The organism is uncultured Ruegeria sp. (assembly GCF_947500045.1).
Lineage (GTDB): Bacteria > Pseudomonadota > Alphaproteobacteria > Rhodobacterales > Rhodobacteraceae > Ruegeria.
Genome location: NZ_CANMQQ010000002.1, coordinates 104764 through 127540 on the forward strand (window position 1 = coordinate 104764; position 22777 = coordinate 127540).

General features: G+C 57.0%; 20 protein-coding genes and 1 tRNA gene. 10 read left to right on the forward strand and 11 right to left on the reverse strand.

The features are described from left to right. Positions 1 to 217: 217 nt before the first annotated feature. On the forward strand, positions 218 to 433 hold the full coding sequence (locus Q1B46_RS03915; RefSeq protein ID WP_299944905.1) for a hypothetical protein: 216 nt from the start codon (positions 218 to 220) through the stop codon (positions 431 to 433). Between the two features lie 9 nt (positions 434 to 442). Here Q1B46_RS03915 and Q1B46_RS03920 read toward each other — a convergent pair whose 3' ends face one another. Next, entirely contained in the window at positions 443 to 661 is a 219-nt protein-coding gene (locus Q1B46_RS03920) for a hypothetical protein (protein WP_299944907.1), read from the reverse strand. Between the two features lie 146 nt (positions 662 to 807). Here Q1B46_RS03920 and Q1B46_RS03925 point away from each other — a divergent pair, with 146 nt between their 5' ends. Next, positions 808 to 1074, forward strand: coding sequence for a DUF2312 domain-containing protein (locus Q1B46_RS03925; RefSeq protein ID WP_170397751.1), 267 nt, complete (start codon positions 808 to 810; stop codon positions 1072 to 1074). Positions 1075 to 1084: 10 nt separating this feature from the next. On the opposite strand, the gene Q1B46_RS03930 is transcribed toward Q1B46_RS03925, so the two are convergent. Beyond that, positions 1085 to 1960 (reverse strand): hypothetical protein, encoded by an 876-nt coding sequence (locus tag Q1B46_RS03930; protein WP_299944910.1) that lies wholly within the window; start codon positions 1958 to 1960, stop codon positions 1085 to 1087. Positions 1961 to 2139: 179 nt separating this feature from the next. On the opposite strand from Q1B46_RS03930, the gene Q1B46_RS03935 reads away from it, so the two are divergent. Together Q1B46_RS03935 and Q1B46_RS03940 are read left to right on the forward strand one after the other, a co-directional pair. After that, positions 2140 to 2215, forward strand: a tRNA-Thr gene (locus tag Q1B46_RS03935). A 561-nt stretch (positions 2216 to 2776) separates the two neighbouring features. Continuing rightward, positions 2777 to 3817 carry a class I SAM-dependent methyltransferase gene (locus Q1B46_RS03940; RefSeq protein ID WP_299944912.1) on the forward strand — a complete coding sequence of 347 codons (1041 nt, stop codon included), beginning with the start codon at positions 2777 to 2779 and terminating at the stop codon, positions 3815 to 3817. Positions 3818 to 4130: 313 nt separating this feature from the next. On the opposite strand, the gene Q1B46_RS03945 is transcribed toward Q1B46_RS03940, so the two are convergent. From Q1B46_RS03945 to pepN, 6 genes are all read right to left on the reverse strand, one after another. Continuing rightward, positions 4131 to 4571 (reverse strand): DUF4177 domain-containing protein, encoded by a 441-nt coding sequence (locus tag Q1B46_RS03945; RefSeq protein ID WP_299944915.1) that lies wholly within the window; start codon positions 4569 to 4571, stop codon positions 4131 to 4133. A gap of 98 nt (positions 4572 to 4669) precedes the next feature. Beyond that, the gene (gene pepT, locus Q1B46_RS03950; RefSeq protein ID WP_299944917.1) at positions 4670 to 5908 is read right to left on the reverse strand and encodes a peptidase T; all 1239 of its coding nucleotides are present in this window, start codon (positions 5906 to 5908) and stop codon (positions 4670 to 4672) included. 151 nt (positions 5909 to 6059) lie between these two features. After that, positions 6060 to 7571, reverse strand: coding sequence for an Asp-tRNA(Asn)/Glu-tRNA(Gln) amidotransferase subunit GatB (gene gatB, locus Q1B46_RS03955; protein ID WP_299944919.1), 1512 nt, complete (start codon positions 7569 to 7571; stop codon positions 6060 to 6062). A gap of 77 nt (positions 7572 to 7648) precedes the next feature. Beyond that, positions 7649 to 8908 carry a hypothetical protein gene (locus tag Q1B46_RS03960; RefSeq protein WP_299944921.1) on the reverse strand — a complete coding sequence of 420 codons (1260 nt, stop codon included), beginning with the start codon at positions 8906 to 8908 and terminating at the stop codon, positions 7649 to 7651. Between the two features lie 128 nt (positions 8909 to 9036). Next, entirely contained in the window at positions 9037 to 9465 is a 429-nt protein-coding gene (locus Q1B46_RS03965; protein WP_299944923.1) for a hypothetical protein, read from the reverse strand. After that, entirely contained in the window at positions 9462 to 12014 is a 2553-nt protein-coding gene (gene pepN, locus Q1B46_RS03970) for an aminopeptidase N (RefSeq protein WP_299944925.1), read from the reverse strand. The genes Q1B46_RS03965 and pepN overlap by 4 nt, the downstream gene beginning before the upstream one ends. A 206-nt stretch (positions 12015 to 12220) precedes the next feature. On the opposite strand from pepN, the gene Q1B46_RS03975 reads away from it, so the two are divergent. The 3 genes from Q1B46_RS03975 (at position 12221) to Q1B46_RS03985 (ending at position 15791) form a co-directional block, all read left to right on the forward strand. Continuing rightward, positions 12221 to 14356, forward strand: coding sequence for a malate synthase G (locus Q1B46_RS03975; protein ID WP_299944927.1), 2136 nt, complete (start codon positions 12221 to 12223; stop codon positions 14354 to 14356). An 81-nt stretch (positions 14357 to 14437) separates the two neighbouring features. Then, a complete protein-coding gene (locus Q1B46_RS03980; RefSeq protein ID WP_299944929.1) occupies positions 14438 to 14863 on the forward strand; it encodes a heme-binding protein in 426 nt (141 codons plus the stop codon). A 148-nt stretch (positions 14864 to 15011) separates the two neighbouring features. Then, the gene (locus Q1B46_RS03985) at positions 15012 to 15791 is read left to right on the forward strand and encodes a gamma-glutamyl-gamma-aminobutyrate hydrolase family protein (RefSeq protein ID WP_299666115.1); all 780 of its coding nucleotides are present in this window, start codon (positions 15012 to 15014) and stop codon (positions 15789 to 15791) included. Between the two features lie 39 nt (positions 15792 to 15830). Here Q1B46_RS03985 and Q1B46_RS03990 read toward each other — a convergent pair whose 3' ends face one another. Both Q1B46_RS03990 and Q1B46_RS03995 read right to left on the reverse strand, forming a co-directional pair. Then, the gene (locus Q1B46_RS03990; protein ID WP_299944932.1) at positions 15831 to 18071 is read right to left on the reverse strand and encodes a molybdopterin cofactor-binding domain-containing protein; all 2241 of its coding nucleotides are present in this window, start codon (positions 18069 to 18071) and stop codon (positions 15831 to 15833) included. Between the two features lie 3 nt (positions 18072 to 18074). Then, complete coding sequence (locus Q1B46_RS03995; RefSeq protein ID WP_299944934.1) at positions 18075 to 18539, reverse strand: (2Fe-2S)-binding protein; 465 nt, start codon at positions 18537 to 18539, stop codon at positions 18075 to 18077. A 99-nt stretch (positions 18540 to 18638) separates the two neighbouring features. Here Q1B46_RS03995 and Q1B46_RS04000 point away from each other — a divergent pair, with 99 nt between their 5' ends. Beyond that, entirely contained in the window at positions 18639 to 19217 is a 579-nt protein-coding gene (locus Q1B46_RS04000; protein ID WP_299944937.1) for a TetR/AcrR family transcriptional regulator, read from the forward strand. On the opposite strand, the gene kynU is transcribed toward Q1B46_RS04000, so the two are convergent. After that, positions 19210 to 20403, reverse strand: coding sequence for a kynureninase (gene kynU, locus Q1B46_RS04005; RefSeq protein ID WP_299944939.1), 1194 nt, complete (start codon positions 20401 to 20403; stop codon positions 19210 to 19212). The genes Q1B46_RS04000 and kynU overlap by 8 nt on opposite strands. Before the next feature lie 220 nt (positions 20404 to 20623). Here kynU and Q1B46_RS04010 point away from each other — a divergent pair, with 220 nt between their 5' ends. Together Q1B46_RS04010 and Q1B46_RS04015 are read left to right on the forward strand one after the other, a co-directional pair. Continuing rightward, the gene (locus tag Q1B46_RS04010; RefSeq protein WP_299944942.1) at positions 20624 to 21073 is read left to right on the forward strand and encodes an isoprenylcysteine carboxylmethyltransferase family protein; all 450 of its coding nucleotides are present in this window, start codon (positions 20624 to 20626) and stop codon (positions 21071 to 21073) included. Positions 21074 to 21205: 132 nt separating this feature from the next. Next, positions 21206 to 22777 carry a Re/Si-specific NAD(P)(+) transhydrogenase subunit alpha gene (locus Q1B46_RS04015; protein ID WP_299666098.1) on the forward strand — a complete coding sequence of 524 codons (1572 nt, stop codon included), beginning with the start codon at positions 21206 to 21208 and terminating at the stop codon, positions 22775 to 22777.

Below are 22777 nucleotides of genomic sequence, written 5' to 3' on the forward strand. Positions count from 1 at the left end.
ATAGCGATAGCGGAATATGTTAAAAGTACCAAATCACGATTTGATGTCTATCAAAGCAATTGGCTCAGTTTGCGCGTATGCATTGGGCGACCTGTCTCACATTGTCAGATTTTTTGCCCGCACAGGCAAGATTCCGCGATGTTTTAGTCAGGTCTCATGCTGGTCTTAATATTGTTACCTATATCAGGCAGACTGGCACTGTGTGGGAGGATGCAAAATGACTGCTCAGGATCTATTTACCGAAGTGGAACGGCTTGAACAAAAGCTGCATGACGCAAGTCCGGAAACCCGTCTGGCGCTGCAGCCGAGTGTCAGCATTGTGCTGAACAAAATGCGCGCGCAGCGTGTTCAGATCCCCTCGCGGTTGCGGCGTCTGGACGCCGCATTGTGCGAAGAGGCGCTGGAAGCGCGGTTCGACAACATTCCGGTTTGATTTGTTTGGTTATCCGAACGAAATCCCGACGATAACCATCATCAGGCCCAGAACCGACAGAAAAAGCGATGCGAGGTTCCAGGGCAGAACTCCCTGAACCGCAGCGCGCAGTTCGTCGTCCGTCAGGTTCGCTTTGCGCGCTTTCATCACGCGCAGGATGCACCAGACAAGGCCGATCAGTCCAGCCATAGACAGGGCGGCTCCGCCCCAGACGATAATGTCGAACATGGTTGTCAACGCTCACCCTTTGAACCCGTGAACGCGCTTAACGGATCAGCGCTTGGCAGACAAGCCTGCCGGGTCGAATGCCTGCTTGCGGTCGGGCTGGTGGCGATGTATCCGGCTTCTATTTTCAGACCTTGGGAGAGACGTAGATGGAAGACATCACCGAAGATCAGGCCGCAGCCAATTACCGAGTAACCGCAGGCGAGCTGCGCCAGTTCGTCGAACGGTTCGAACGTCTTGAAGCTGAAAAGAAGGACATCGCCGACCAGCAGAAAGAGGTCATGGCCGAGGCCAAGGCCCGCGGCTACGATACCAAGGTCATGCGCAAGGTCGTTGCTCTGCGCAAACGCGACAAGGACGATATCGCCGAAGAAGAGGCGGTGTTGGAAATGTATAAAGAAGCGCTGGGTATGTAGCGCAGGCCATTCATGGTTTCAGAAAACGGATATCTGGCATGATCTGAAGCCGTGCCAGATCCTGTTCATAAAGCTCGGTGAAGGCCGCAACGATTTCCTCGTTCCAACCGGGCAACTCTACTTCTTCCTCGATCGCTTCTGTCAGCGCATGCTGCTGAAAGAGCTGTGAAAGCCGTCCCCTGAGGATGGGATCATTCGGCGCGCGTTGCTGTTCTATTAACCCATGAAGCTCTTGCTTGCCCAAATCCGAAACGAGCGAGGACAGGAGCGTGTATTCCTGGTCAAGCGGCACGTCCTCGGGCAATCCGACAAGCGCACGGGCAATGTCTCCAAGGATCAGCGGCGAATCCTCGTTGCTCCACAACGTGATTCTGACATCTGGCGCAAGATCGCGAATATCCTCGATCATAGAGAACCAACTCAGGCAGCTCAGATCGGTTGTGGCAATGATATGCTCGCGTTCCGGCGCCGATAACAGCATCAGCACTTTGGGGATAAAGCTGCCCGGATTGCGCAGCCCGACAAACAATTCCACCGGCGATTCGCTGAACAGATGATCCAGATAGGCCATCCTCTGCCCTGCGTTTGCATAGAACTGCCCATCCATGATGATTGAGGCCCGCTCGCCAAGATACAGCGCACTCGACAGGATCGCCCGATCGACTTGCTGCTCCTGAGGCATTAATTTCTGAAACCTCGCCAGGGTTTCCTGGTGCGAAGGGCGATCGGCCGATGGCTTCAATGCCGGCCGGAAAATCTTTCTGAACGGGCGAAGCCCCCAGAATGCAGCATGGTTTTCTGCCACCATCGCCGAATTTGCCTGCAGCAGGTCGAGCAACCGATCGTGGTCGGTAAAGTGCGCTCCGGCTTGGATAACCATCTGCATATCAGAAATGTCCTTACCTCGGGCGGGATCGCCGCTTGGGTTACAACCTGTTCCCGGCGCAGTCAAACTCGGATAAGGCCCGCTCTTTTTGTTATCTTAAGGCAAACCATCACAAAGTTAAGGTGACGCGAATTTTCGGGCTTGCAGTCCCTGTTCTGAGATATTAATCGACACCCAGTGCCCCTATAGCTCAGCTGGTAGAGCAACTGATTTGTAATCAGTAGGTCCGCGGTTCGAGTCCGTGTGGGGGCACCATTGAATCACCCACTTATATGAATTTACATACTTATCAATTAACTGAGAGGCGATATTTCTAATATACGTTGATAATCGGGTGATGTTTGGAATCAATGCGTTATGCCTACTTTCGCTAGTCAGCAGCCCGCGCAGCTTGCATAAGCTTTGGAAGGGTTTGATATTTTGGGGGAAAATCGATCAACCCTCTGTTTAGTAACTTCTTGCCTGGATTTAAGTAGTGAGGGCTTAGCCTTGTTCATAAATCGCGGGCTACAAATTTTCTTCACGTTCTCAGGACAGGGTGCGGGCTATGGTGTGAAAAGAGAAGCTCAATCTAGCAGGCCGTCGGCGCCGCTCCTTTACAACCTATGTGAAAGTGGATACTGAATCGCCGATTTATAACACGAAAGTGCCGCGATGAACGTCAATAAGAGTGAACCAATAACCTACGTAAACCCATCACGTCTAACGCATTTTCTAAATTTGGCCTCTCTGAGCGACGAACTAAGAAAGGCTGTTCTTACGACTGAAGTAGGCTCAGTAGTCCTTGATGGTGACTGGGATCAGAATACTTTCCCCATGAAAGAAATGGATGTCTACAAGGCGTATCACGCGCATTTTAAGGATGGGGCACGATGGGAGGATACACCGTTTTATGCGCGGGTCCTTCGCGAAATCGACGGAGGTGCCGTTAAATGGGGTTGTCGCGATGAGGAGGCTCTCTCTCGACGAGTGAATAAGGATATTCCAGAGTTATACGAAGACATAGCGAAGGGTGGGTTCAAGTCGCAATCCGAGATCCAAGGAAATGGTACAAATAAGCTGTTGGCTTCGAAGTACCTTGCAGATGAGGTTCGCGTTGCGATCGATCGCAACGGTCATTTCATTGCAATGGACGGACGCAACCGCTTGATCATCTCGCGATTGCAGAATCTGGAGTTGATCCCGGTCAGGGTCGTCCTTCGCCACCAAGCCTGGGCCGACTTTAAACAAAACATCTTGGACTACGCCGCAACGATCCCTTCGGGCAATGTCTACCAGAAGATCGATCATCCTGACTTGGCAACGATACCCGCTACCCATGTAGATGACCGCCTGCCTACGCTTCTTGAGGCAATGAAGGGGTATGACGCAAAGGGTAAGACCTTGATCGACATTGGCACCCACTGGGGTGCAGTTTCTCAGGGCATGGCTGGGCTTGGTTTTAAGTGCACTGCCATCGAGTCTAGCGATAAGGCTGCATTTTTTGCCGAGCGCATCACCCGTGCATCGGGCTTGGACATCGATGTCGTGAACCAAAATGTTTTCGATTTCCCAGATATCGAAAAAGCGGATGTGATCGTTGTGCTAAATATCCTTCATCACTTCCTGAAGACAGAGCGTTTGTCTGAACAACTGACTACACTTCTCAAACGTATGAGCAACGCAGAAGTCATTCTGTTTCAGGCGCATGTGTCCGACCCTCCGGGTCAGATGAAGAACGCCTTCCGCAATCCGGATGAAGCGCAGTTTGTCGCATACATCAAGGAACACACCGGAATTCAAAATGCGCGTTCCTTGGGGCGCGCGCGCGACGGGCGCGAAATGTTCATTCTCTGGCGCGATGGTGTATCACTCTAAGTGGCGTTTCATAGATAGCCACGGACGCAAGTCAATGATTGTTTGCACCGTTCAAGCTGGGCTTGAACGGTGCTCTCTTCACCTTGCGATCGCACAAAACTGTGTATCGTCTGATCACCGGGTCACTCTGTCGAGATAGACGGCCCTTTGAGTTGCACAGAAAAGACAAGTACTGACATTGAGCCTTTGGCGCAGCAAAACCTTAGAAGAAATGTCGTATGATATTGTCAAGTCTTACATACATTAAATCATTACCGCGTAATCAGTTACCTGATAATCACTAGGTTCGATGATTCATTCGGACCGGCCAAACTCACTGTTTATCGGCATCCTCGGACGATACTTCTTCTAGTGTGGCATCCGATGGCTTTAGCGATAGCGGCGGGTCTTGCGGTTGCTCTGAAATCGGGGCAGGGGCGGCGACAGGCGGTTTGGCAAGTATTTCGTCAGGGCCAGGCACCGGACGGGGTGTGGGGGTGTCGTCCTGCTCGGGCGCTTCGGGTTGCGCGTCCTCTTCCACAGCTAAGGCCCGGCGGAACACCAGTACATTGCGCCAGTTGGTGGTCGATCCGGTTAGCCCCGAACGCTCTTCGCTGGGCAGCAGCTCGGCGCGTTGATATTCCCAGCCATCCTGACCTATCTGGTTCAGCAATTGCTCGATCGAGGTCGCAAACCGGCCTTCGGGCGTTTTTACGCCCTTCGCCTTCGTGCCCTTCTGCGGAGCGGGGACAACTTTGTATTCGTAGCGCTGCATCAACTGGTCCTGATTGCCATGTCGGGGCAAATTAACATTTTGACAGGCGGGCGAAAGCTAAGATCACGCTTAAGCGAATTTCGGCCCGCACTGTGACTTTAGGCCCGCGCAGCCTTGCCGACCAGCGACAGGCAAACCTCGGTTGCCACCGCCATGTCCTGCACTGAAATCCACTCCAGCGGGCCATGGATGCATTGCATGCCGGTAAAGATATTGGGACAGGGTGTGCCGAACTCGGTCAGCCGCGACCCGTCGGTGCCGCCCCGGATCGGGACGGAAATGGGCTCGACCCCCTGTTCTCGGCAAGCGTCGCGGGCAAGATCGACCGGGGTCATGTCCTTTTCCAGCCAATAGCGCATATTGCGGTACTGGTGCGAAATCTCGCAGGTGATCTGGGCGCGCGGCTCAGTGGCCTGTACGGCGGCACAGACTTGACGCACGATCTCGCGCTGCACCTCAAGCCCCTCCATCTCGAAATCACGCAGGATCAGCTTGACCTCCATCTCGGAGGAGCCGCCGTTCATATCGGTTACATGGATGAATCCTTGACGCTCATCCGTTACCTCGGGGGTCATCGTTGCCTGAGGCAGCGTTTGCACGATCTTGGCTGCCAGATGTGCGGCGTTGACCATCTTGTCCTTGGCCAGACCGGGATGGATCGACACGCCGGTGATCTTGATCACCGCGCGATCAGCCGAAAAGCTCTCGTATTCGATCTCACCCAGTTCCTGACCATCCAGAGTATAGGCGAAATCCGCGCCCAGATCCTTGGGCAGTGCCTCGGTAACGCCGCGCCCGATCTCTTCATCGGGTGTAAAGGCAATACGAATCGGACCGTGCGGGGTGTCCTTGTTCTCCAGCAGGTGTCGCGCCAACGTCATCAGGATCGAAACACCTGCCTTGTCATCCGCGCCCAACAGGGTCGTGCCCGACGCGGTAATCACATCGTGCCCGATCTTCTCAGCCAGATAAGGATGTTTCTCGGGTGAGAGCACCAGATCGGGATCATCGGGGAAAGTTATCTCTCCGCCATTATACCCTTTGATCACCCGCGGTTTGACCCCGGTTGCATTGAACTGAGGTGCCGTATCCACATGCGCCAGAAACCCGATGGTCGGCCCCTCGGCAGTGCCGGGGATTGTTGCCACCACAACGCTGTCACCAGTCATCTGCACATCATGTGCCCCGATCTCGGTCAGCTCCTGCTGCAGCAGGTTCAGCATGTCCATCTGGATTGCGCTGCTGGGTGTCGAGGGCGAGGTTTCAACGCTCTGACTGTCGATGGCTGCATAGCGCACCAGCCGGGTTTCCAGTTCCTGATCAAAACGATTTTTCATGAGTGCTCACCTTTTTGTCTCGGGGATGAGAAAGCGCATTCGGGCAGGGAGTCAAGCCGATGGCTTGCCCATTTTGAGCGCTCTGAAATTAACTTTTCATTATGTACAAGTCGAACAAACCCCTGCATGGGGCTTGTACAACTCGGAAGATTTACGAATTCAGCTTTTTGCTGATCAATTCGTTAACGGCCTTTGGATTGGCCTTGCCACCGGTGGCTTTCATCACCTGACCAACGAACCAGCCGGCAAGTTTCGGGTTCACTTTGGCCTTCTCAACCTGCGCTGGATTGGCGGCGATGATCTCATCCAAAGCGGCCTCAATCGCGCCGGTATCGGTCACCTGTTTCATGCCACGCTCTTCGACGATCTGCGCCGGATCACCACCTTCGGTATAGACAATCTCGAACAGATCCTTGGCGATCTTGCCAGAGATGGCATCCGAGGCGATCAGGTCGATGATGCCTCCAAGTTGGGCCGGAGATACAGGCGAGGCGGTGATGTCGTGGTCTTCTTTTTTCAGGCGGCCAAACAGCTCGTTGATCACCCAGTTCGCGGCCAGTTTGCCATTGCGTCCTTTGGCGACCTCTTCGAAATAGGCCGCTGATTCCACATCGGCGGTCAGCACCGATGCATCATAGTCTGTCAAGCCGAACTCGCTGATAAATCTGGTTTTTTTGTCGTCCGGTAGCTCGGGCAGCTTGGCGGCGATGTCGTCCACCCAAGCCTGTTCGATCTCCAGCGGTAGCAAGTCAGGGTCGGGAAAATAGCGGTAATCATGCGCTTCTTCCTTCGACCGCATCGAGCGGGTTTCGCCCTTGTCCGGGTCATACAGGCGGGTTTCCTGGTCGACCTTACCACCCCCTTCGACGATGGCGATCTGACGGCGAGCTTCAACCTCGATCGCCTGCTGAATGAACCGCATCGAATTCATGTTCTTGATCTCGCATCGTGTACCCAGATGCGAAAAATCCTGTGTTTCCTGATACTTCTCGTAAGCGCCCGGCAAACAGATCGAGACGTTCACATCCGCGCGCAGGTTGCCGTTCTGCATGTTGCCATCACAGGTACCTAAGTAGCGCAGGATTTGGCGCAGCTTCACGATGTAAGCGGCAGCCTCTTCGGGGCCACGGATATCGGGGCGGCTGACGATCTCCATCAGGCAAACACCGGTCCGGTTCAGGTCGACGAAGGACATATGCGGGTCCATGTCGTGGATTGATTTGCCCGCGTCTTGTTCCATGTGGATGCGTTCGATCCGCACCATGCGTGCGGTGCCGTCACCCATCTCAACCAATACCTCACCTTCGCCCACAATAGGCTGATAAAGTTGGGAAATTTGGTAACCCTGCGGCAAATCAGGGTAGAAATAGTTCTTACGGTCAAAGGCCGATTTCAGGTTGATTTCCGCCTTAAGGCCCAACCCGGTGCGCACCGCCTGCTCAACGCAATACTCGTTGATCACCGGCAGCATCCCCGGCATCGCCGCGTCCACGAAGGCCACGTTCGAGTTCGGCTCGGCCCCGAATTGGGTCGACGCGCCCGAGAACAGTTTTGCATTGGATGAGACCTGAGCGTGCACCTCCATCCCGATCACCAGCTCCCAATCGTGCTTGGCCCCGGCAATGGTTTTGGGTTTGGGCATATCAAATGTCAGGTCGAGCATGGCGCGCCTCAATTCTGCAGAAATCTAAGTCTGCGTATTAGGCCCGGCGCGCCAAAGGGGCAAGGGGCAATGGGGGTTTAGTTCCCCGAGAACTGCAGGCCAGACGGGGTGAAGGTCACTCTCTGGCCACTGCGCAGTTCGTCCCGCAATAAATTGGCGATAGCCTTCAGCGCATCACGGCGGCCACTGGCTGCAAACCGCTCGGCAGAGTTGACGCGCAGGCTGTTGTTGAACCCATTGGCCGCGTGCGCCCAAATCATCGGGTGCAGCTCGGTCAGATGATCACGGATCAGCCAGTTTGCGGCCTCGCAAATCTGTTTCCGTGCGATGTCAGCTTTTGCGCTGCGGCCCATCCCGTTTTGCAAGGTGATCGCGCAATAGGCGGTCAGCAGGTTGATGGTTTGCTGATCGGGACGACGCGCAACAATATCGCGCAGGCCTTCCAAAAAATACTCGACATCGACGCGCGCGCAGGCTTCGTCATCCAGCGCGATGGCGTCGAACTGGGCCCAGGTGTACCCGCCTGCGCCCCAAATTTTCTGAGTCCGTGCGGCATTGCGCAGGGCCTGAACCTCAAGCTGTTCATAGCTGCCAAACCAACGGGGCAACAGATGGCTGCCCATCGCGCGCATATGGCGGTGGTTCTGAGGGTCAAGGGTGATCAGCGCTTCATACTTATCGGCAACGCGAGTTCGCGGGTCGATGTGACCTGCCAGCAGGGCGCAATCCGCCGCGGCAATCGCAGGGCTGTCCGGCATCGACGCACGACATCCCGGCAGCAGAGCAGCAGCGCGGTCGAAATGCGCCGCACAGCGGGATTGATGTAACGGTGGCAAGGCTTCGGGATGTGCTGTCCCGCGCCATGCCCAGGCTAGATCAATATGGGCAAGCGCGACAACCAGCGCGATCATCGGATCGTCAGGATAGTTCTGAATCTCACCTTCAAGTTCGGATATCCCACACAGCAGATCATAGTCCGACAGCGCCTTGCCATCAGACAGGGCATGTTCGACAGCAAGAACCACATCCGCACGCGCGCCAAAGGCCAGCAGATCAGTGACCGGCTGGCCGCAGGGAGTGGTTTTTAGCTCCGCGTCCGCTGCGCGCATCTCTTGCGACAGTTCAGCCCACATATCCTGCCGCGCCAGATAGCGGCCACGCTCAATCACCTGATGTCCGACCACATCACCCTCGCTAGTTTCGGCAATCGGGATGTTCAGTTGCCCCGAGGCAACAAGCCAAGCCGCAGCATCAGCGACCGATGCAGGCATAGGTGTTGGGGTGGGATCGGAGGAACCGACAATACGGGCGGCAAACGCCTTCATAGACCAAAACATGGCAAAACTCGAACTGGAACAAATATATAACCCGTTCAGTTTGCCAAAAAAAGTGTACTCAAATCAAGAGTGAGCCCCTCAGAGTCATCGAATCTGGTGCTAATTAGGCCCTGAACCCATGAATCGTTTCAGAAAACTCTAAAATGATGGCGCTCAACGGCGAATCCTGCCGTGTTTAAGACATCTTCTAGTTTCCAATGTGATGGCAACGACTCAGTCGGTAGAGGCAGAAGCTTGTCGGATTTCAGCATGGCCGATACGCGGACCGAGAAATCCCAACGGGTGTCGAACTGAAAGCGATCCACTTTGGACAGGTCAAGCTGCCCCTGACGCTGGCCAGTGTGCCAACGCAATGAATTGCCGGACAGTTCCATTCCGGCGCTCGTGTTCCTTATGACATCCCAAAGTGCGGGCAATGTGGTCAGGGCCAGCAGAGCCATCAGCCACCAAACCGCGTCCAGCAGGATCATCAGCCCGATCAGCACCGTATAGATGCCGATCAGGATCAGAACCGCGCGCGGATTGCGGTTCCGCCGGGTGAACTGATAGGCAATCATGCACCCAGGATGCGCGTGACCATCTCGGTTGTGTCGCGCGAAAGGTTCGGCGTCTCGGCGATACGGCTGAGTTGAGCGCGGATCAAGGCCTGACGATCGGCATCATAGCGTTTCCATGTCTGGAAGGCGCCGCACATCCGGGCGGTGGTTTGTGGGTTCACCGGATCAAGTCGAATCAGCCAGTCCGCCAGCAGCGCATATCCCGCCCCGTCCGCTTGGTGAAATCCCGCGTGGCTGCCAGCCAGTGATCCCATCAGCGCGCGGAATCGGTTGGGGTTTTTCCAATTGAAATCAGCGTGCTCGGTCAGTCTGCGTGCAGTTTCGACCGTATTCTCGGGGCCGGTCATCGTGACCTGCAGGGCGAACCATTTGTCCATGACCAACCGGTCATGCTGCCACTGATCGTAGAAGCCCGCCAGTTCCGCTTCGCCTTTGCCCGCGCGCAGCAGACAGGACAGGGCCGTCAATTGCAGGGTCATATTGTCAGCACGTGCATAGCCTTCGGCCGCCTTGAGGCCGCCGTCAAGCCGCGAGGTCAGGGCTAGTGCCGCGCCACCCAAGGCCCGTTTGCCAGATTGCTCCGCATCCGGTTGGTAAGGGCCATCCACCAGCGTTTCACTGTGAAGCCGGGGCAGCAGGTCCTGAACATGCTGGGCCGTGGCTTGCCGCAGGGTTTCAACTGCGCTCCAGATCGCCATCGGGTCAGGTGTGATCCCTTTGTCATGCAGTTCAGCTGCCAGTTCCGACTGCGTCGGTAGGCCCAGCATCAGCGCGCGATAGGCTGGGTCCAAAGCCTTGTCCCGCAGCACCGCCTGCAAGCCGTCAAGATAGTCGGCATCTGGCGTCGCCTCATCGGTGATCATACGCAGCAGGGTATCTTCGGCCAGTGAGCGCCCCGCTTGCCAGCGATTGAACGGATCGGTGTCATGGGCCAACAGGAAGGCGCGCGCTGCATTCGTGGGTTCGTGTTCCAGGATCACGGGGGCCGAAAAATCCCGCAGGATCGACGGCACGGGTTTGGAGGCGAGATCGGTGAAGGTAAAGCTTTGCTCGGCCTCGGTCAGTTCGAATACCTCGGTGGCGCGTACCTCATCCCCGTTCGGGCCAAGCAGGCCAATGGCCACTGGGATGACCTGAGGTTGCTTGTCTTCCTGCCCTGGTGTCGGCTCAGTCCGTTGGCGGAGCGTCAGGGTATAGGTGCCATCGGCCCAGCCCTCGGCGACCGAGACGCGGGGGGTGCCCGATTGGCTGTACCAGCGTTTGAACTGGCTCAGATCGCGGCCCGTGGTGTCTTCAAACACTTTCAGCCAGTCTTCGATGGTGCAGGCCTGCCCGTCATGACGTTCGAAATAAAGGTCCAGCGCTTGCGCATAGGCCTCATCGCCGACCAGCCGTTTCAGCATACCGATGACCTCAGCGCCTTTCTCGTAGACGGTTGAGGTGTAGAAGTTGTTGATTTCCTGAAAACTCTCAGGGCGCACCGGGTGAGACAAAGGGCCATTATCCTCGGGGAACTGCCGCGCGCGCAGGTCGATGGCATCGTGGATACGCTTCACCGGGGCCGAGCGCATGTCGGATGTGAACTGCGCATCGCGGAACACGGTCAGACCTTCTTTCAGACACAGCTGGAACCAGTCGCGGCAGGTGATGCGATTGCCAGTCCAGTTGTGGAAATACTCATGCGCGATGATCGCCTCGATCCGTTCGAAATTCATATCGGTCGAGGTTTCGGGGCTGGCCAGCACCGCGGAGGAGTTGAAGATGTTCAGCCCCTTATTCTCCATCGCGCCCATGTTGAAATCGTCAACAGCCACAATATTGAACACGTCCAGATCGTATTCACGGCCATAGACGTCCTCGTCCCATTTCATCGACTTTTTCAGCGCCTCCATACCGAAAGCACATTTGCCTTCGTCCCCGGGACGGACCCAAAGGTTCAGTTCGACGTTACGACCGGATTTTGTGGTGAATTTTCCGGGATGAGCGATCAGGTCGCCCGCGACCAGCGCGAACAGATAGGCAGGTTTGGGCCAGGGATCGATCCATTCGGCCCAGCCATCGCCCTGACCCGATGGGTTGCCGTTGGACAGAAGCACTGGAAGGTCACCATTGATGCGCACGGTGAACGTCGACATCACATCGGGGCGGTCCGGGTAGTAGGTGATCTTGCGAAAGCCTTCGGCCTCGCACTGGGTGCAATACATGCCGTTCGACATGTAAAGACCTTCAAGCGCGGTGTTGTTGCCGGGATCGATCTCTACCACGGCCTCCCAAACGAAGGGCGCGTCGGGAACCGTGGCGGTCAGCCCTTCGGGGGTCACATCAGGCGTGATCTTGGCGCCATCAATTGCGGCGCTGATCAAATTCAAACCTTCGCCGTGCAGAAAGAATGTGCGCGAAGTGGCGTCGGGGTTCGGGCAAAACGCGATACGAGACGTCACGCGCGTCGCATTTGGGGCCAGATCAAAGGTCAGATGTACGTTGTCCACCAGAAAGCCGAACGGGGTGTAGTCTTTCAGATAGATCGTGGTGGGGGCGGCATCGTGCATCTCGGGGACTCATCGATTAGGAATCTGGCGCGACGTTATGGTCTTCACCGCGAAGCTGCAACCGACAGGTCACCTTGTTCATTTGTTTGAGCTGTTTCACGTAAAACCGACAATCTGCAATGGCAAAAGCAAAATTTGCCTATCGGAAACAAACCCCCTAATTGAAGAGCGCATACAATGGCACACAATTCGAGGAGATTCGGAACATGAGCAGCAGAGAGACCCACAGCGGGCTGCAGATTGACCCGGTTTTGGTAGACTTCATCGAACGGAAGGCGCTGCCGGGCACCGAGGTCTCAGCAAACCAGTTCTGGTCGGGTCTTGCACGTTTGGTAAATGAACTGGGACCGAAAAACCGTGCTCTGCTTGAAAAGCGTGCAGACATGCAAGGGCGGATCGATGGTTGGCATGCTGCGCGGCGGGGATTGCCCGTTGACGCAGGCGAATACCGGTCCTTTCTACGCGAGATCGGCTATCTGGTTGAGGAGGGTGGCGATTTCGAGATCGAGACCTCGGATGTAGATCCAGAGATTGCGCTGACGCCGGGTCCGCAGCTGGTTGTGCCCATAACCAATGCGCGTTTTGCGTTGAATGCAGCAAATGCGCGTTGGGGCAGTTTGTATGATGCGCTTTATGGCACCGATGCGATGGGCGATCTTCCTTCTGCCAAGGGCTATGACGCGGCACGTGGTGCACGAGTGATAGCTTGGGCCAAAGCGTTCCTGGATGACGCCGCCCCGCTGGCGAGTGGATCGTGGGCAGATGTGTCCGAGCTGCGCGTTGAAGGCGGCGCATTGGTGCCTGCATTGTCTGATGCTGGACGTTTCGTCGGTTTTGGCGGTTCGGCTGAGCGCCCCGATTTCGTGCTGTTGAAGAATAATGGTCTGCATATCAGGATCGACATTGACGCTTCGAGCACCATCGGTGCAACGGATCCGGCCGGGATAGCGGATGTACGTCTGGAATCCGCGCTTTCCACGATCATGGATTGCGAAGATTCGGTCGCCTGTGTGGATGCAACCGACAAAGTGCTGGCCTATGGAAATTGGTTGGGCCTGATGGCGGGTGATCTGGCCGAAGAGGTCACGAAGGGCGGCACCACTTTCACCCGCAAGCTTGCGGGTGACCTGAGCTATACAGCGCCAAATGGTGCATCGGCGATGCTGAAAGGCCGGTCGCTGATGTTGGTGCGCAATGTGGGTCACCTGATGACCAACCCGGCCGTGTTGGATTCCGAAGGGCGTGAGATTGGCGAGGGGCTGATGGATGCGCTTTGCACAACGCTGATCGCCATGCATGATCTGCAGCGCGAGGGTGGGAATTCCGTCACAGGCTCGGTCTATGTGGTGAAACCCAAGATGCATGGTCCCGAAGAGGTCGCATTTTCGGTCGAGATTTTCGACATGGTCGAAGACATTCTGGGCCTGCCGCGCAACACCGTGAAGCTGGGGATCATGGACGAGGAACGCCGCACATCGGTTAACCTCAAGGAATGCATTCGCGCTGCGAAATCGCGTGTGGCTTTTATCAATACCGGCTTTCTGGACCGCACAGGGGATGAGATTCATACCTCGATGGAGGCGGGACCGATGCTGCCCAAGGGCGACATCAAGGATACGCCATGGATCGCTTCCTATGAGGATCGCAATGTCGATATCGGTTTGGCCTGTGGCCTTAAGGGCAGGGCACAGATCGGCAAGGGGATGTGGGCGATGCCCGACCGGATGGAAGACATGCTGGCGGCCAAGATCGGCCACCCGCAATCCGGCGCGACCTGCGCCTGGGTGCCATCGCCAACTGCAGCGACCCTGCACGCGACGCATTATCACAAGGTTGATGTGCTGGCGCGTCAGGACGAATTGGCCGCTGGCGGGACCCGGGGGACGCTGGATGATTTGCTGACCATACCGCTGCTGGGCGGCCGCAACCTCGGCTCCAATGAGATCACCCGTGAGATCGAGAACAACGCGCAGGGTATTCTGGGCTATGTGGTGCGCTGGGTCGATCAGGGTGTTGGGTGTTCGAAAGTACCGGATATCAACGATATCGGCCTGATGGAGGACCGCGCGACCTGCCGGATCTCGTCACAGGCGCTGGCCAACTGGCTGCATCACGATCTGATCAGTCAGGAGCAGGTGATGGCGGCGATGCAGAAAATGGCCGCCGTCGTTGATCGTCAGAACGCAGGTGACCCTGAATATAATCCAATGGCACCCGGCTTTGACGGGATTGCCTTTCAGGCGGCTTGCGATCTGGTATTCCGGGGTCGGGTGCAGCCTTCTGGTTATACCGAACCGGTTTTGCACGCCCGGCGGCTGGAATTGAAGGCCAGCGTGCGTTAGTGGAAACGGCAGGAACGAGGGGGCTGTCTGCCCCCTCGCGCTCCCCCGAAGATATTTTGGGCCAGATGAAAGGGATCGGGCATGGTAATTTCTTTGCGCAAAGCGCGTGCTATCATTCGCAAAGCTTTGGAAAAAGGGCGAGAGATGGAACTGAAACCCCTTTCGGTCGTGGTATTGGATGCCGGGGGGCACGTGATCGCGTTTGAACGCGAGGACGGGGCCGCGCCGGGACGATTTGCGATCGCGCATGGCAAGGCCTACGGGTCGGTTATGCTGGGCATGGCGGGCACCGCGCAGATGCAGCGCGCCGAAGGGCAGGCTTATTTCATGGCGGCTGTGAATGGTGTTTATGGCGGTCAGGTTGTTCCGGTGCCCGGTGGTGTTTTGCTGCGCGACCGCAAGGGCGCAGTGATCGGTGCGGTTGGTGTAACCGGCGATACGTCAGATAATGATGCTCAGGCCGCATTGGCCGCTATCGAGGCTGCAGGACTGACGGGCGAGATCTGAGTTCGCCGAGGGTTCGGTCTGTTCGTCCAAAGGCCAGACTGTGCGCGGTTGAACACGCGCTTGCGCTGCCATGCAGGGTCTGTGCCGTTGCGCGCGGCTTGGGCTGCCGATAGGTTTTGCGAGATACAGGCGAAATAAGGGACTTGGAATGGCGCGCCCCGTCGTTGGAATTATCGGCAACTCTTACTTGATGAATGATCAGTACCCGACCCATGCGGGGGGGACGATGAATTCTGACGCGGTATCCAACGTCTCAGATTGTCTGCCGCTGCTGATCCCCGCCGACCCGCGCTATGTCGCGGTCGAGGAACTGCTCGAGGTCTGCGACGGCTTTCTGCTGACCGGTGGTCGGCCCAACGTTCATCCTGAGGAATACGGCGAACCTGCAACCGAGGCGCATGGAGAGTTTGACCGTGCGCGCGATGCGATCACGCTGCCGCTGGTTCGGGCTTGTGCCGACCGGGGGCAGCCGTTCTTTGGCATATGCCGGGGGTTTCAGGAAGTAAACGTCGCCTTGGGCGGCACGCTCTATCCCGAAATTCGTGATCTTCCGGGGCGTCAGAACCACCGGATGCCCCCCGATGGCTCATTGGAGGAGAAGTTCGCCCTGCGCCATGTTGTGACGCTGACTGAAGGCGGTGTATTCCATGGACTGTTGGGCGCGGCTGAGGTGATGACCAATACATTGCATGGGCAGGGGATCAAAACGCTGGGTGAGAATATCGTAATCGACGGTCATGCACCCGATGGCACGCCCGAGGCGATCTATGTCAAGGACGCGCCCGGTTTTACGCTTTCGGTCCAATGGCATCCTGAATGGGATGCGGCGAACGATCCGGTCTCGCGCCCGCTGTTTCAGGCATTTGGACGGGCTGTCTACGCATGGGCCGAAAGGAATGAGACCTCTCGTTTACAGCGATTGGCCTAAGGGTAGATCGGCCCGACGTTTTGCCGGGCCATTTCGTTCTCAAACCATCAGGTTGAATTGTTTGTTCAGCGGCAAGCTGCGCGCGCGTTTCCCGGTCAGATCGAACAGCGCATTCCCCAAGGCAGGCATCGACGGTGGTGTGCCGGGTTCACCCACGCCACCAAGATGCTTGTTGGTTTCCAGCACGCGCATCTCGGTGATCGGCGTGCTGTGCATCCTTAACGCATCATAATCCGGGAAGTTGTACTGTTCGACTTCGCCGTCCGAGAAGGTAATTTCGCCCGTAGTCGCAGCAGACAGGCCATAGATCATGCCACCGATCATCTGCGCCTCAACCGTTGACGGATCCAGTGCGAGACCGACATCACAGGCGATCCATGCCTTGTTGATGCGGATGGTGCCGTCTTCGTCCACCACCTCGATCACTTGCGCGACTGGAGTACCGAAACTGTATGTCATCGCCACGCCGCGTCCAACACCATCGGGGGTCTTGCTGGTCCAGCCGGACATTTCCTTAACCGCTTCCAGACATCCCGCAGCCGGAGCGAACTCGGTCCTGGTCAGTTCAATCCGAAAATCCAAGGGATCACGCCCGGCGGCATGGGCCATTTCATCCAAGAAGGTCTCGTGGAAGAAACCGTTGTGGCTGTTGCCGACCGAACGCCAGAAGCCCACCGGCACGGCCAAATCGGCGACATGGCCGCTCATTCGATAGTTCGGCACCGCGTAGGGTTGGTTGAAGAACCCCTCGACCAAAACCTTATCGGGGCCACCGCCCGAAAAACCTGTGACACGCTCAACAGCTTGATGGGTGCAGGATTGGGCGGCGACTTTGCCATCGATCAGCACGGCCTTGCCGTCCTTGACCGCGCCGCGCATCCGGGCCAACGCGCCGGGGCGGAAAAAGTCGTGGCGCATATCCTCTTCGCGGCTCCAGGTGGTCTGAACCGGAGTGTCGGGCATTGCCATAGCAACCTTTGTTGCGATCTCACCGAAATCCAACTCACCCCGGCGGCCAAACCCGCCACCCAAATAAGTCGTGTGGATCTCGACCACGTCCTTATCCAGATTGGCGGTATTGGCCGCACGTATCTGGATCAGGGTGGGGGCCTGATTGCCGCACCACAGCTCCAGTTTGTCGCCGGTATAAAGCGCTGTGGCGTTCATTGGCTCCATCGTGGCGTGGGCCAGATAGGGTACGGTGTAGTCCGCCCTGATCTCGGTTGCGCCTTCGGGCAGGACTTCAACATCGCCATCATCGCGCATGGTCGAGTTCGGGTCGTCGTCGAAGGCTTTGGCGATCTGATCGAACAATGCGTCGGTTTCGGGTGGGTAGGGTGCAGCGCCCCAGTCCACGTCAATCGCCTCGACCGCTTGAATGGCCAGCCATGTGTTACTTGCAATCACGGCGACGCCGGTTCCCAGATCAACGATCTTTTCCACGCCGGGCATGCCTTCGGCTGCGCTGGCATCAAAACCGTTCATTGCGCCGCCCAGTTTTGGGTTCATGCGAACCGAGGCGAATTTCAACCCTTCGGGACGTACATCGATACCAAATTCGGCGGTTCCGGTGGATTTTCCGGGGATGTCGACGCGTGGCAGCGATTGACCGAGTAAGCGCCATTGGGCCGGGTCCCGCAGCTCGACCTCAGGCGGGTCGATCTGTCCTGCGGCCTCAGCCAGTTCGGTGTAGGGTATGCGGCTGCCATCCGGGGCGACGACCGCGCCGCCTTCGGTTTTCAGCTGCGCCCTGTCCACACCTAACTGATCCGCCGCCGCCTGTTTCAGCGTTTCACGTGCGGTGGCACCGGCCATGCGCATCCGTTCGAATCCGTCTTTCATTGAGGTCGAGCCGCCAGTGACCTGCAGGCTTAGCGTCTTACCGAGCACACCCAGAGCCTCGCCCAGATTGTGCTGAAAATCCGTGATATCGTAGCCCTTGTTTGGCAGGCCTTCACCGATCATGGCCGAATTGTAGTAAGCCGCTGCTGCCGGACCATGCAAAACGCGGATATCGTCGAGTTCGACATCCAGTTCCTCGGCGATCAGCGCGGCCCATGTCGTCATCACGCCCTGACCCATTTCAGCGCGGGGCGCAAAGAGCGTTACGCCATCCTGATCGATCAGCACAAAGGGGCTGAGCGCGGTTTCGCCTTCACGCGGTTTCAGTGGATTGGCGGCAGGGCGGGTCACATAATATGCGCCGAAGGCCACACCGCCAACGATAGCAGCTGATCCGATCAGGAAGGTGCGGCGCAGAATTTTTCCGATGCTTGCCATGGATCAGGCCTCCTTCAACTTGGATGCGGCGTCATGGATGGCGGCGCGGATGCGGGGATAGGTGCCGCAGCGACAGAGGTTTCCCTGCATGGCGTCATCTATGTCTGCATCTGTGGGTGCAGAATTTTCGGCCAGCAAAGCTGCGGCCTGCATGATTTGACCCGACTGGCAATAACCGCATTGCGCCACCTGATGATCGACCCACGCTTTCTGGATCGTTGCCATCGCGTTTGGTGTGCCCAGACCTTCGATTGTGGTCACGTCGCCCCAGACATCTGAAAGTGCAACCTGGCACGAGCGTACGGCTTCACCATCGATATGCACGGTGCAGGCACCGCAGGCGGCTACACCGCACCCGAACTTGGTGCCGGTCAGACCAACTTCATCACGGAGAACCCACAAAAGAGGCACATCATCAGGCAGATCAACCTGATGGGTCTTTCCGTTGACTTTAAGGGCCGTCGCCATGGCTCACCTCTCTTAGCTGTGGCTGGTTTCTGACATAATTAATGAAAAGTGTCAGTGTGTCAATTGACAAAATAAACAAAAAATGTCAGAGGTTTTCTCATGACGAGTGCAAGTGAAGATTCCAAGACCTCCGCGATCCTGAGTTCGGCATTCCAAGCTTTTGCGACCTATGGATTTCGAAAAACTTCGATGGATGACATTGCCAAAGGGGCAGGGATGTCGCGACCCGCTGTGTATCTGCATTTCAAGAATAAAGAGGCCATCGTCCGCGAACTGACGCAGTTCTACTATGGCGAAAAAACCGCTTTGGTAGCAGAGGCCTTGTCTGGCGACGGTACTCTGCCACAGCTGCTGGAACAGGCCATTCAGGTGCAATCCCGGGGCATGGCCGAGATTTTGGCCTCGCCCCATGGGCTTGAGATGCTGGATGCCACCAAGTCCATGTCGACCGACATCATTCAGGACGGGGAGGCCGAGCTGACCCGTCTGTATGCCGATTGGTTGCGGCGTGAGGATGCTGCGGGCCGTGCGCATCTGCCCGTCGGGCCGGATGAAGCGGCAAGGACGATCACCGCGTCACTAAAGGGCATCAAGATGACGGCTTCTACCGCCGAGGAGTATGAGCAGAGCGTTTCTCAGCTGGCCGCGCTGTTGGGCGCCGCGCTTGAAGTCAGGTAACACGCTGGCGGATTTTGTATTCCGGCTTGTCCCACAGATCATTGGTGATGATATCGGCCAATATCTCGGCAGCCTGTTCCACGTCTCCTTCGTCGACATATAGCGGTGTGAAACCAAAGCGTATGATGTCAGGGGCGCGGAAATCTCCGATAACGCCGCGTGCGATGAGGGCCTGCATGGCTGCGTAGCCTTCGTGGAAGTGGAACGAGACCTGACTGCCGCGCTGGGCAGGGTCGCGGGGGCTGGCCAGGGTCAGCCCGGGGCATGTGGCTTCGACGCGGGCGATGAACAACTCGGTCAACTCGATCGATTTGGCGCGCACATCGGCCATTTCAGCCATGTCCCAGATATCCATCGCCGCAGACAGCGCTGCCATCTGAATGACCGGAGGGGTGCCAACTCGCATCCGTTCGATCCCTGCGCCGGGGCGATAGTCGAGATCGAAGGCAAACGGGCTTTCATGCCCCAACCAGCCGGAAAGCGCCGGGCGCACACGATCTGACAAATGCGGGGCTACATAGATGAAGGCAGGCGCGCCGGGGCCGCCATTGAGGTATTTGTAGGTGCAGCCAACTGCGAAATCGGCCTTGCAACCAGACAGATCCACTGGGATCGCTCCGGCGGAATGCGCCAGATCCCAAACCGTGACGACGCCATGGGCATGGGCCAATTCGGTCAAGGTTTTCATGTCGTGAATCCGGCCCGAGCGATAATCGACCTCGGTTAGCATCAGAACCGCAATCTCGTCCGTGATATGCGCGGCGACATCTTCGGGATTGACGACGCGCAGCTCATAATCCGACCCCAGTGACCGCAGCAGACCACTGGCCATATACAGGTCAGACGGAAAGTTGCCATTGTCCGACAGAACGACCTTGCGGGAGGGGTTCAATTCCAAGGCCGAGGCGACTGCCTGATAGACCTTGATCGACAGCGTATCTCCCACCATAACGCAGCCCGTTTCGGCCCCGATCAACCGCCCGATCCGGTCGCCCAGACCCGTCGGCATGCCCATCCACCCGGCCTTGTTCCACCCGGTGATCAGCATCTCGCCCCATTCGTCCTGCATCATGCCTTCCACCCGGCTTGCGGCAGATTTGGGCAGCGGACCAAGCGAGTTGCCGTCGAGATACAACATTCCTTCAGGCAGGTGGAACATGGACTTGGTTGCGGCAAAATCGGTCATTGGATCTCTTTACGTGTTGATAGGTCGGAGTTGTTCGAAAATTGCCTATCTGATCCGAACCAACCTGTCCATTCCTGTTACCTTGTGCCTTTCAAGGTCGGGTGCGCGGCAGCTTTGTTCAGATGCGACAACCTGAACTTTTGCTTTCGAGGTCAGAAAACGATAACACGTCGCCCAGAAACGACATGCGTGGGTGTGTGTCGCTGTATTGAGGATGGCCATGCGCCGGATCGACCTCCCACCTGTTTGGCTTTTGGGCTTTGCCGTGTTGGCTTGGGTGCAGGCACGCATGTTGCCTGCTGGGTTGTCTCTGGACAGCGCTGTGACGGACTTGATCAGCGGCATTTTGATAGGGGGTGGTATTATCCTGGCGATCATGGCAGTGGTCGAGTTCCGCCGCCATCGCACGACCGTTTTTCCACATGAAACGCCCTCGGCAATGGTGCAATCGGGCATCTACAAACGTAGCCGGAATCCGATCTACCTGGGCGACGTACTGATATTGGCCGGGTTGATCCTGCGCTTTGATGCGGTGCTGTCGCTGGTGCTAATCCCGGTCTTCGTTTGGCTTCTGGAACGCCGCTTTATATTGCCCGAAGAAGACCGGCTGCGCCGCACGTTTCGGGCCGATTTCGCCCGCTATGAGCGTAAAACACGGCGATGGATATGAGGGTGTGGTGATCATGACACAGCGTTACGATTGCTGCGCTTGCGAAATAATCTTGCGCGGGATAGATGTCTGCGTGTCATTCTATGCTGAACACCCACCTGGCCTGAATCTAAAATTAGGGGGAACCGACTGGTGAAAATTGGGACGCCAAAGGAAACGTACAAGGGCGAGAACCGGGTCGCGATGACCCCTGACTCGGCTGTGCAGTTGCAGAAACTGGGCTATGAGTGCCTGATTGAAAAGGGCGCAGGTGCGGCCGCAGGTTTTTCGGACGCTGCTTACAAAGCTGCAGGTGTCGAGGTCATGAAGACTGCAGCCTCACTTTGGAAGGCGGCAGATATCATTGCCAAGGTTCGTCAGCCCGACGCGACCGAGCTGAAGCGTCTGACCAAGGATAAAACTCTGATCTCATTCTTTAATCCCGCCGGGAATGAAGAGGGGATGGAGGCTGCGAAGTCCAAGGGCGCGACTGTGATCGCGATGGAGATGGTCCCGCGTATTTCGCGCGCGCAGAAGATGGACGCGCTGTCATCCATGGCCAATATCGCCGGTTATCGCGCAGTGATCGAAGCGGGCAACAATTTTGGTCGTTTCTTCACGGGTCAGGTGACGGCGGCTGGTAAGGTCCCGCCTGCGAAGGTGCTGATCGTTGGCGCTGGCGTGGCCGGTTTGGCGGCCATTGGCACATCGACATCGCTGGGTGCGATTACTTACGCCTTCGACGTGCGCCCGGAAGTGGCCGAACAGGTCGAATCCATGGGGGCCGAGTTCGTCTATCTGGACTTCGAAGAAGAACAGCAGGACGGGGCGGCCACCGGTGGCTACGCCTCGGTCCAGTCTGAAGAGTTCCGCGAGGCGCAATTGGCCAAGTTCCGTGAGCTTGCTCCGGAAATGGATATCGTCATCACCACTGCGCTGATCCCCAACCGCGAAGCGCCCGAGCTTTGGACCAAGGACATGGTCGAAGCGATGAAGCCGGGATCGGTCATTGTTGATCTGGCAGCGGAAAAGGGCGGCAACTGCAAGCTGACTGTGCCCGATGAGAAAATCGTGACCGACAACGGCGTGACCATCATCGGCTACACTGATTTCCCCAGCCGTATGGCGTCGCAAGCTTCTTCGCTCTATGCCACGAACATCCGCCACATGATGACCGACCTGACGCCCGAGAAGGACGGTCAGGTCAATCACGACATGGAAGATGATGTGATCCGCGGTTCAACGGTGACCCATGAAGGGGAGATCACCTTCCCGCCGCCACCGCCCAAGGTGCAGGCGATTGCGGCGCAGCCCAAGGCCGAGGTCAAGGAATTGACCCCTGAGGAGAAAAGGGCGCAAGAGGTTGCCGCGTTCAAGGCGCAGACCAAGCAGCAATTTACATTGTTAGGTGTCGGTGGCGCATTGATGCTTTTGGTGGGGCTGGTTGCTCCGGCCAGCTTTATGCAGCACTTCATCGTCTTTGTGCTGGCGATCTTTGTGGGCTTCCAGGTGATCTGGAACGTCTCGCACAGCTTGCACACACCGCTGATGGCGATCACCAACGCGATCTCATCGATCATCATTGTTGGGGCCTTGATGCAGATCGGGTCGGGGTCGTTCCTCGTCATTCTGCTGGCGGCGCTGTCCGTCTTCATGGCCGGGATCAACATCTTCGGCGGCTTCCTCGTAACCCGGCGCATGCTCGCCATGTTCCAGAAATCTTAA

Bases quoted from the DNA above. Each gene is read 5' to 3' on its own strand.
- Q1B46_RS03915 (WP_299944905.1), top strand. From the start codon at position 218: ATGACTGCTCAGGATCTATTTACCGAAGTGGAACGGCTTGAACAAAAG.
- Q1B46_RS03920 (WP_299944907.1), bottom strand. From the start codon at position 661: ATGTTCGACATTATCGTCTGGGGCGGAGCCGCCCTGTCTATGGCTGGA.
- Q1B46_RS03925 (WP_170397751.1), top strand. From the start codon at position 808: ATGGAAGACATCACCGAAGATCAGGCCGCAGCCAATTACCGAGTAACC.
- Q1B46_RS03930 (WP_299944910.1), bottom strand. From the start codon at position 1,960: ATGCAGATGGTTATCCAAGCCGGAGCGCACTTTACCGACCACGATCGG.
- Q1B46_RS03940 (WP_299944912.1), top strand. From the start codon at position 2,777: ATGAAAGAAATGGATGTCTACAAGGCGTATCACGCGCATTTTAAGGAT.
- Q1B46_RS03945 (WP_299944915.1), bottom strand. From the start codon at position 4,571: ATGCAGCGCTACGAATACAAAGTTGTCCCCGCTCCGCAGAAGGGCACG.
- pepT (WP_299944917.1), bottom strand. From the start codon at position 5,908: ATGAAAAATCGTTTTGATCAGGAACTGGAAACCCGGCTGGTGCGCTAT.
- gatB (WP_299944919.1), bottom strand. From the start codon at position 7,571: ATGCTCGACCTGACATTTGATATGCCCAAACCCAAAACCATTGCCGGG.
- Q1B46_RS03960 (WP_299944921.1), bottom strand. From the start codon at position 8,908: ATGTTTTGGTCTATGAAGGCGTTTGCCGCCCGTATTGTCGGTTCCTCC.
- Q1B46_RS03965 (WP_299944923.1), bottom strand. From the start codon at position 9,465: ATGATTGCCTATCAGTTCACCCGGCGGAACCGCAATCCGCGCGCGGTT.
- pepN (WP_299944925.1), bottom strand. From the start codon at position 12,014: ATGCACGATGCCGCCCCCACCACGATCTATCTGAAAGACTACACCCCG.
- Q1B46_RS03975 (WP_299944927.1), top strand. From the start codon at position 12,221: ATGAGCAGCAGAGAGACCCACAGCGGGCTGCAGATTGACCCGGTTTTG.
- Q1B46_RS03980 (WP_299944929.1), top strand. From the start codon at position 14,438: ATGGTAATTTCTTTGCGCAAAGCGCGTGCTATCATTCGCAAAGCTTTG.
- Q1B46_RS03985 (WP_299666115.1), top strand. From the start codon at position 15,012: ATGGCGCGCCCCGTCGTTGGAATTATCGGCAACTCTTACTTGATGAAT.
- Q1B46_RS03990 (WP_299944932.1), bottom strand. From the start codon at position 18,071: ATGGCAAGCATCGGAAAAATTCTGCGCCGCACCTTCCTGATCGGATCA.
- Q1B46_RS03995 (WP_299944934.1), bottom strand. From the start codon at position 18,539: ATGGCGACGGCCCTTAAAGTCAACGGAAAGACCCATCAGGTTGATCTG.
- Q1B46_RS04000 (WP_299944937.1), top strand. From the start codon at position 18,639: ATGACGAGTGCAAGTGAAGATTCCAAGACCTCCGCGATCCTGAGTTCG.
- kynU (WP_299944939.1), bottom strand. From the start codon at position 20,403: ATGACCGATTTTGCCGCAACCAAGTCCATGTTCCACCTGCCTGAAGGA.
- Q1B46_RS04010 (WP_299944942.1), top strand. From the start codon at position 20,624: ATGCGCCGGATCGACCTCCCACCTGTTTGGCTTTTGGGCTTTGCCGTG.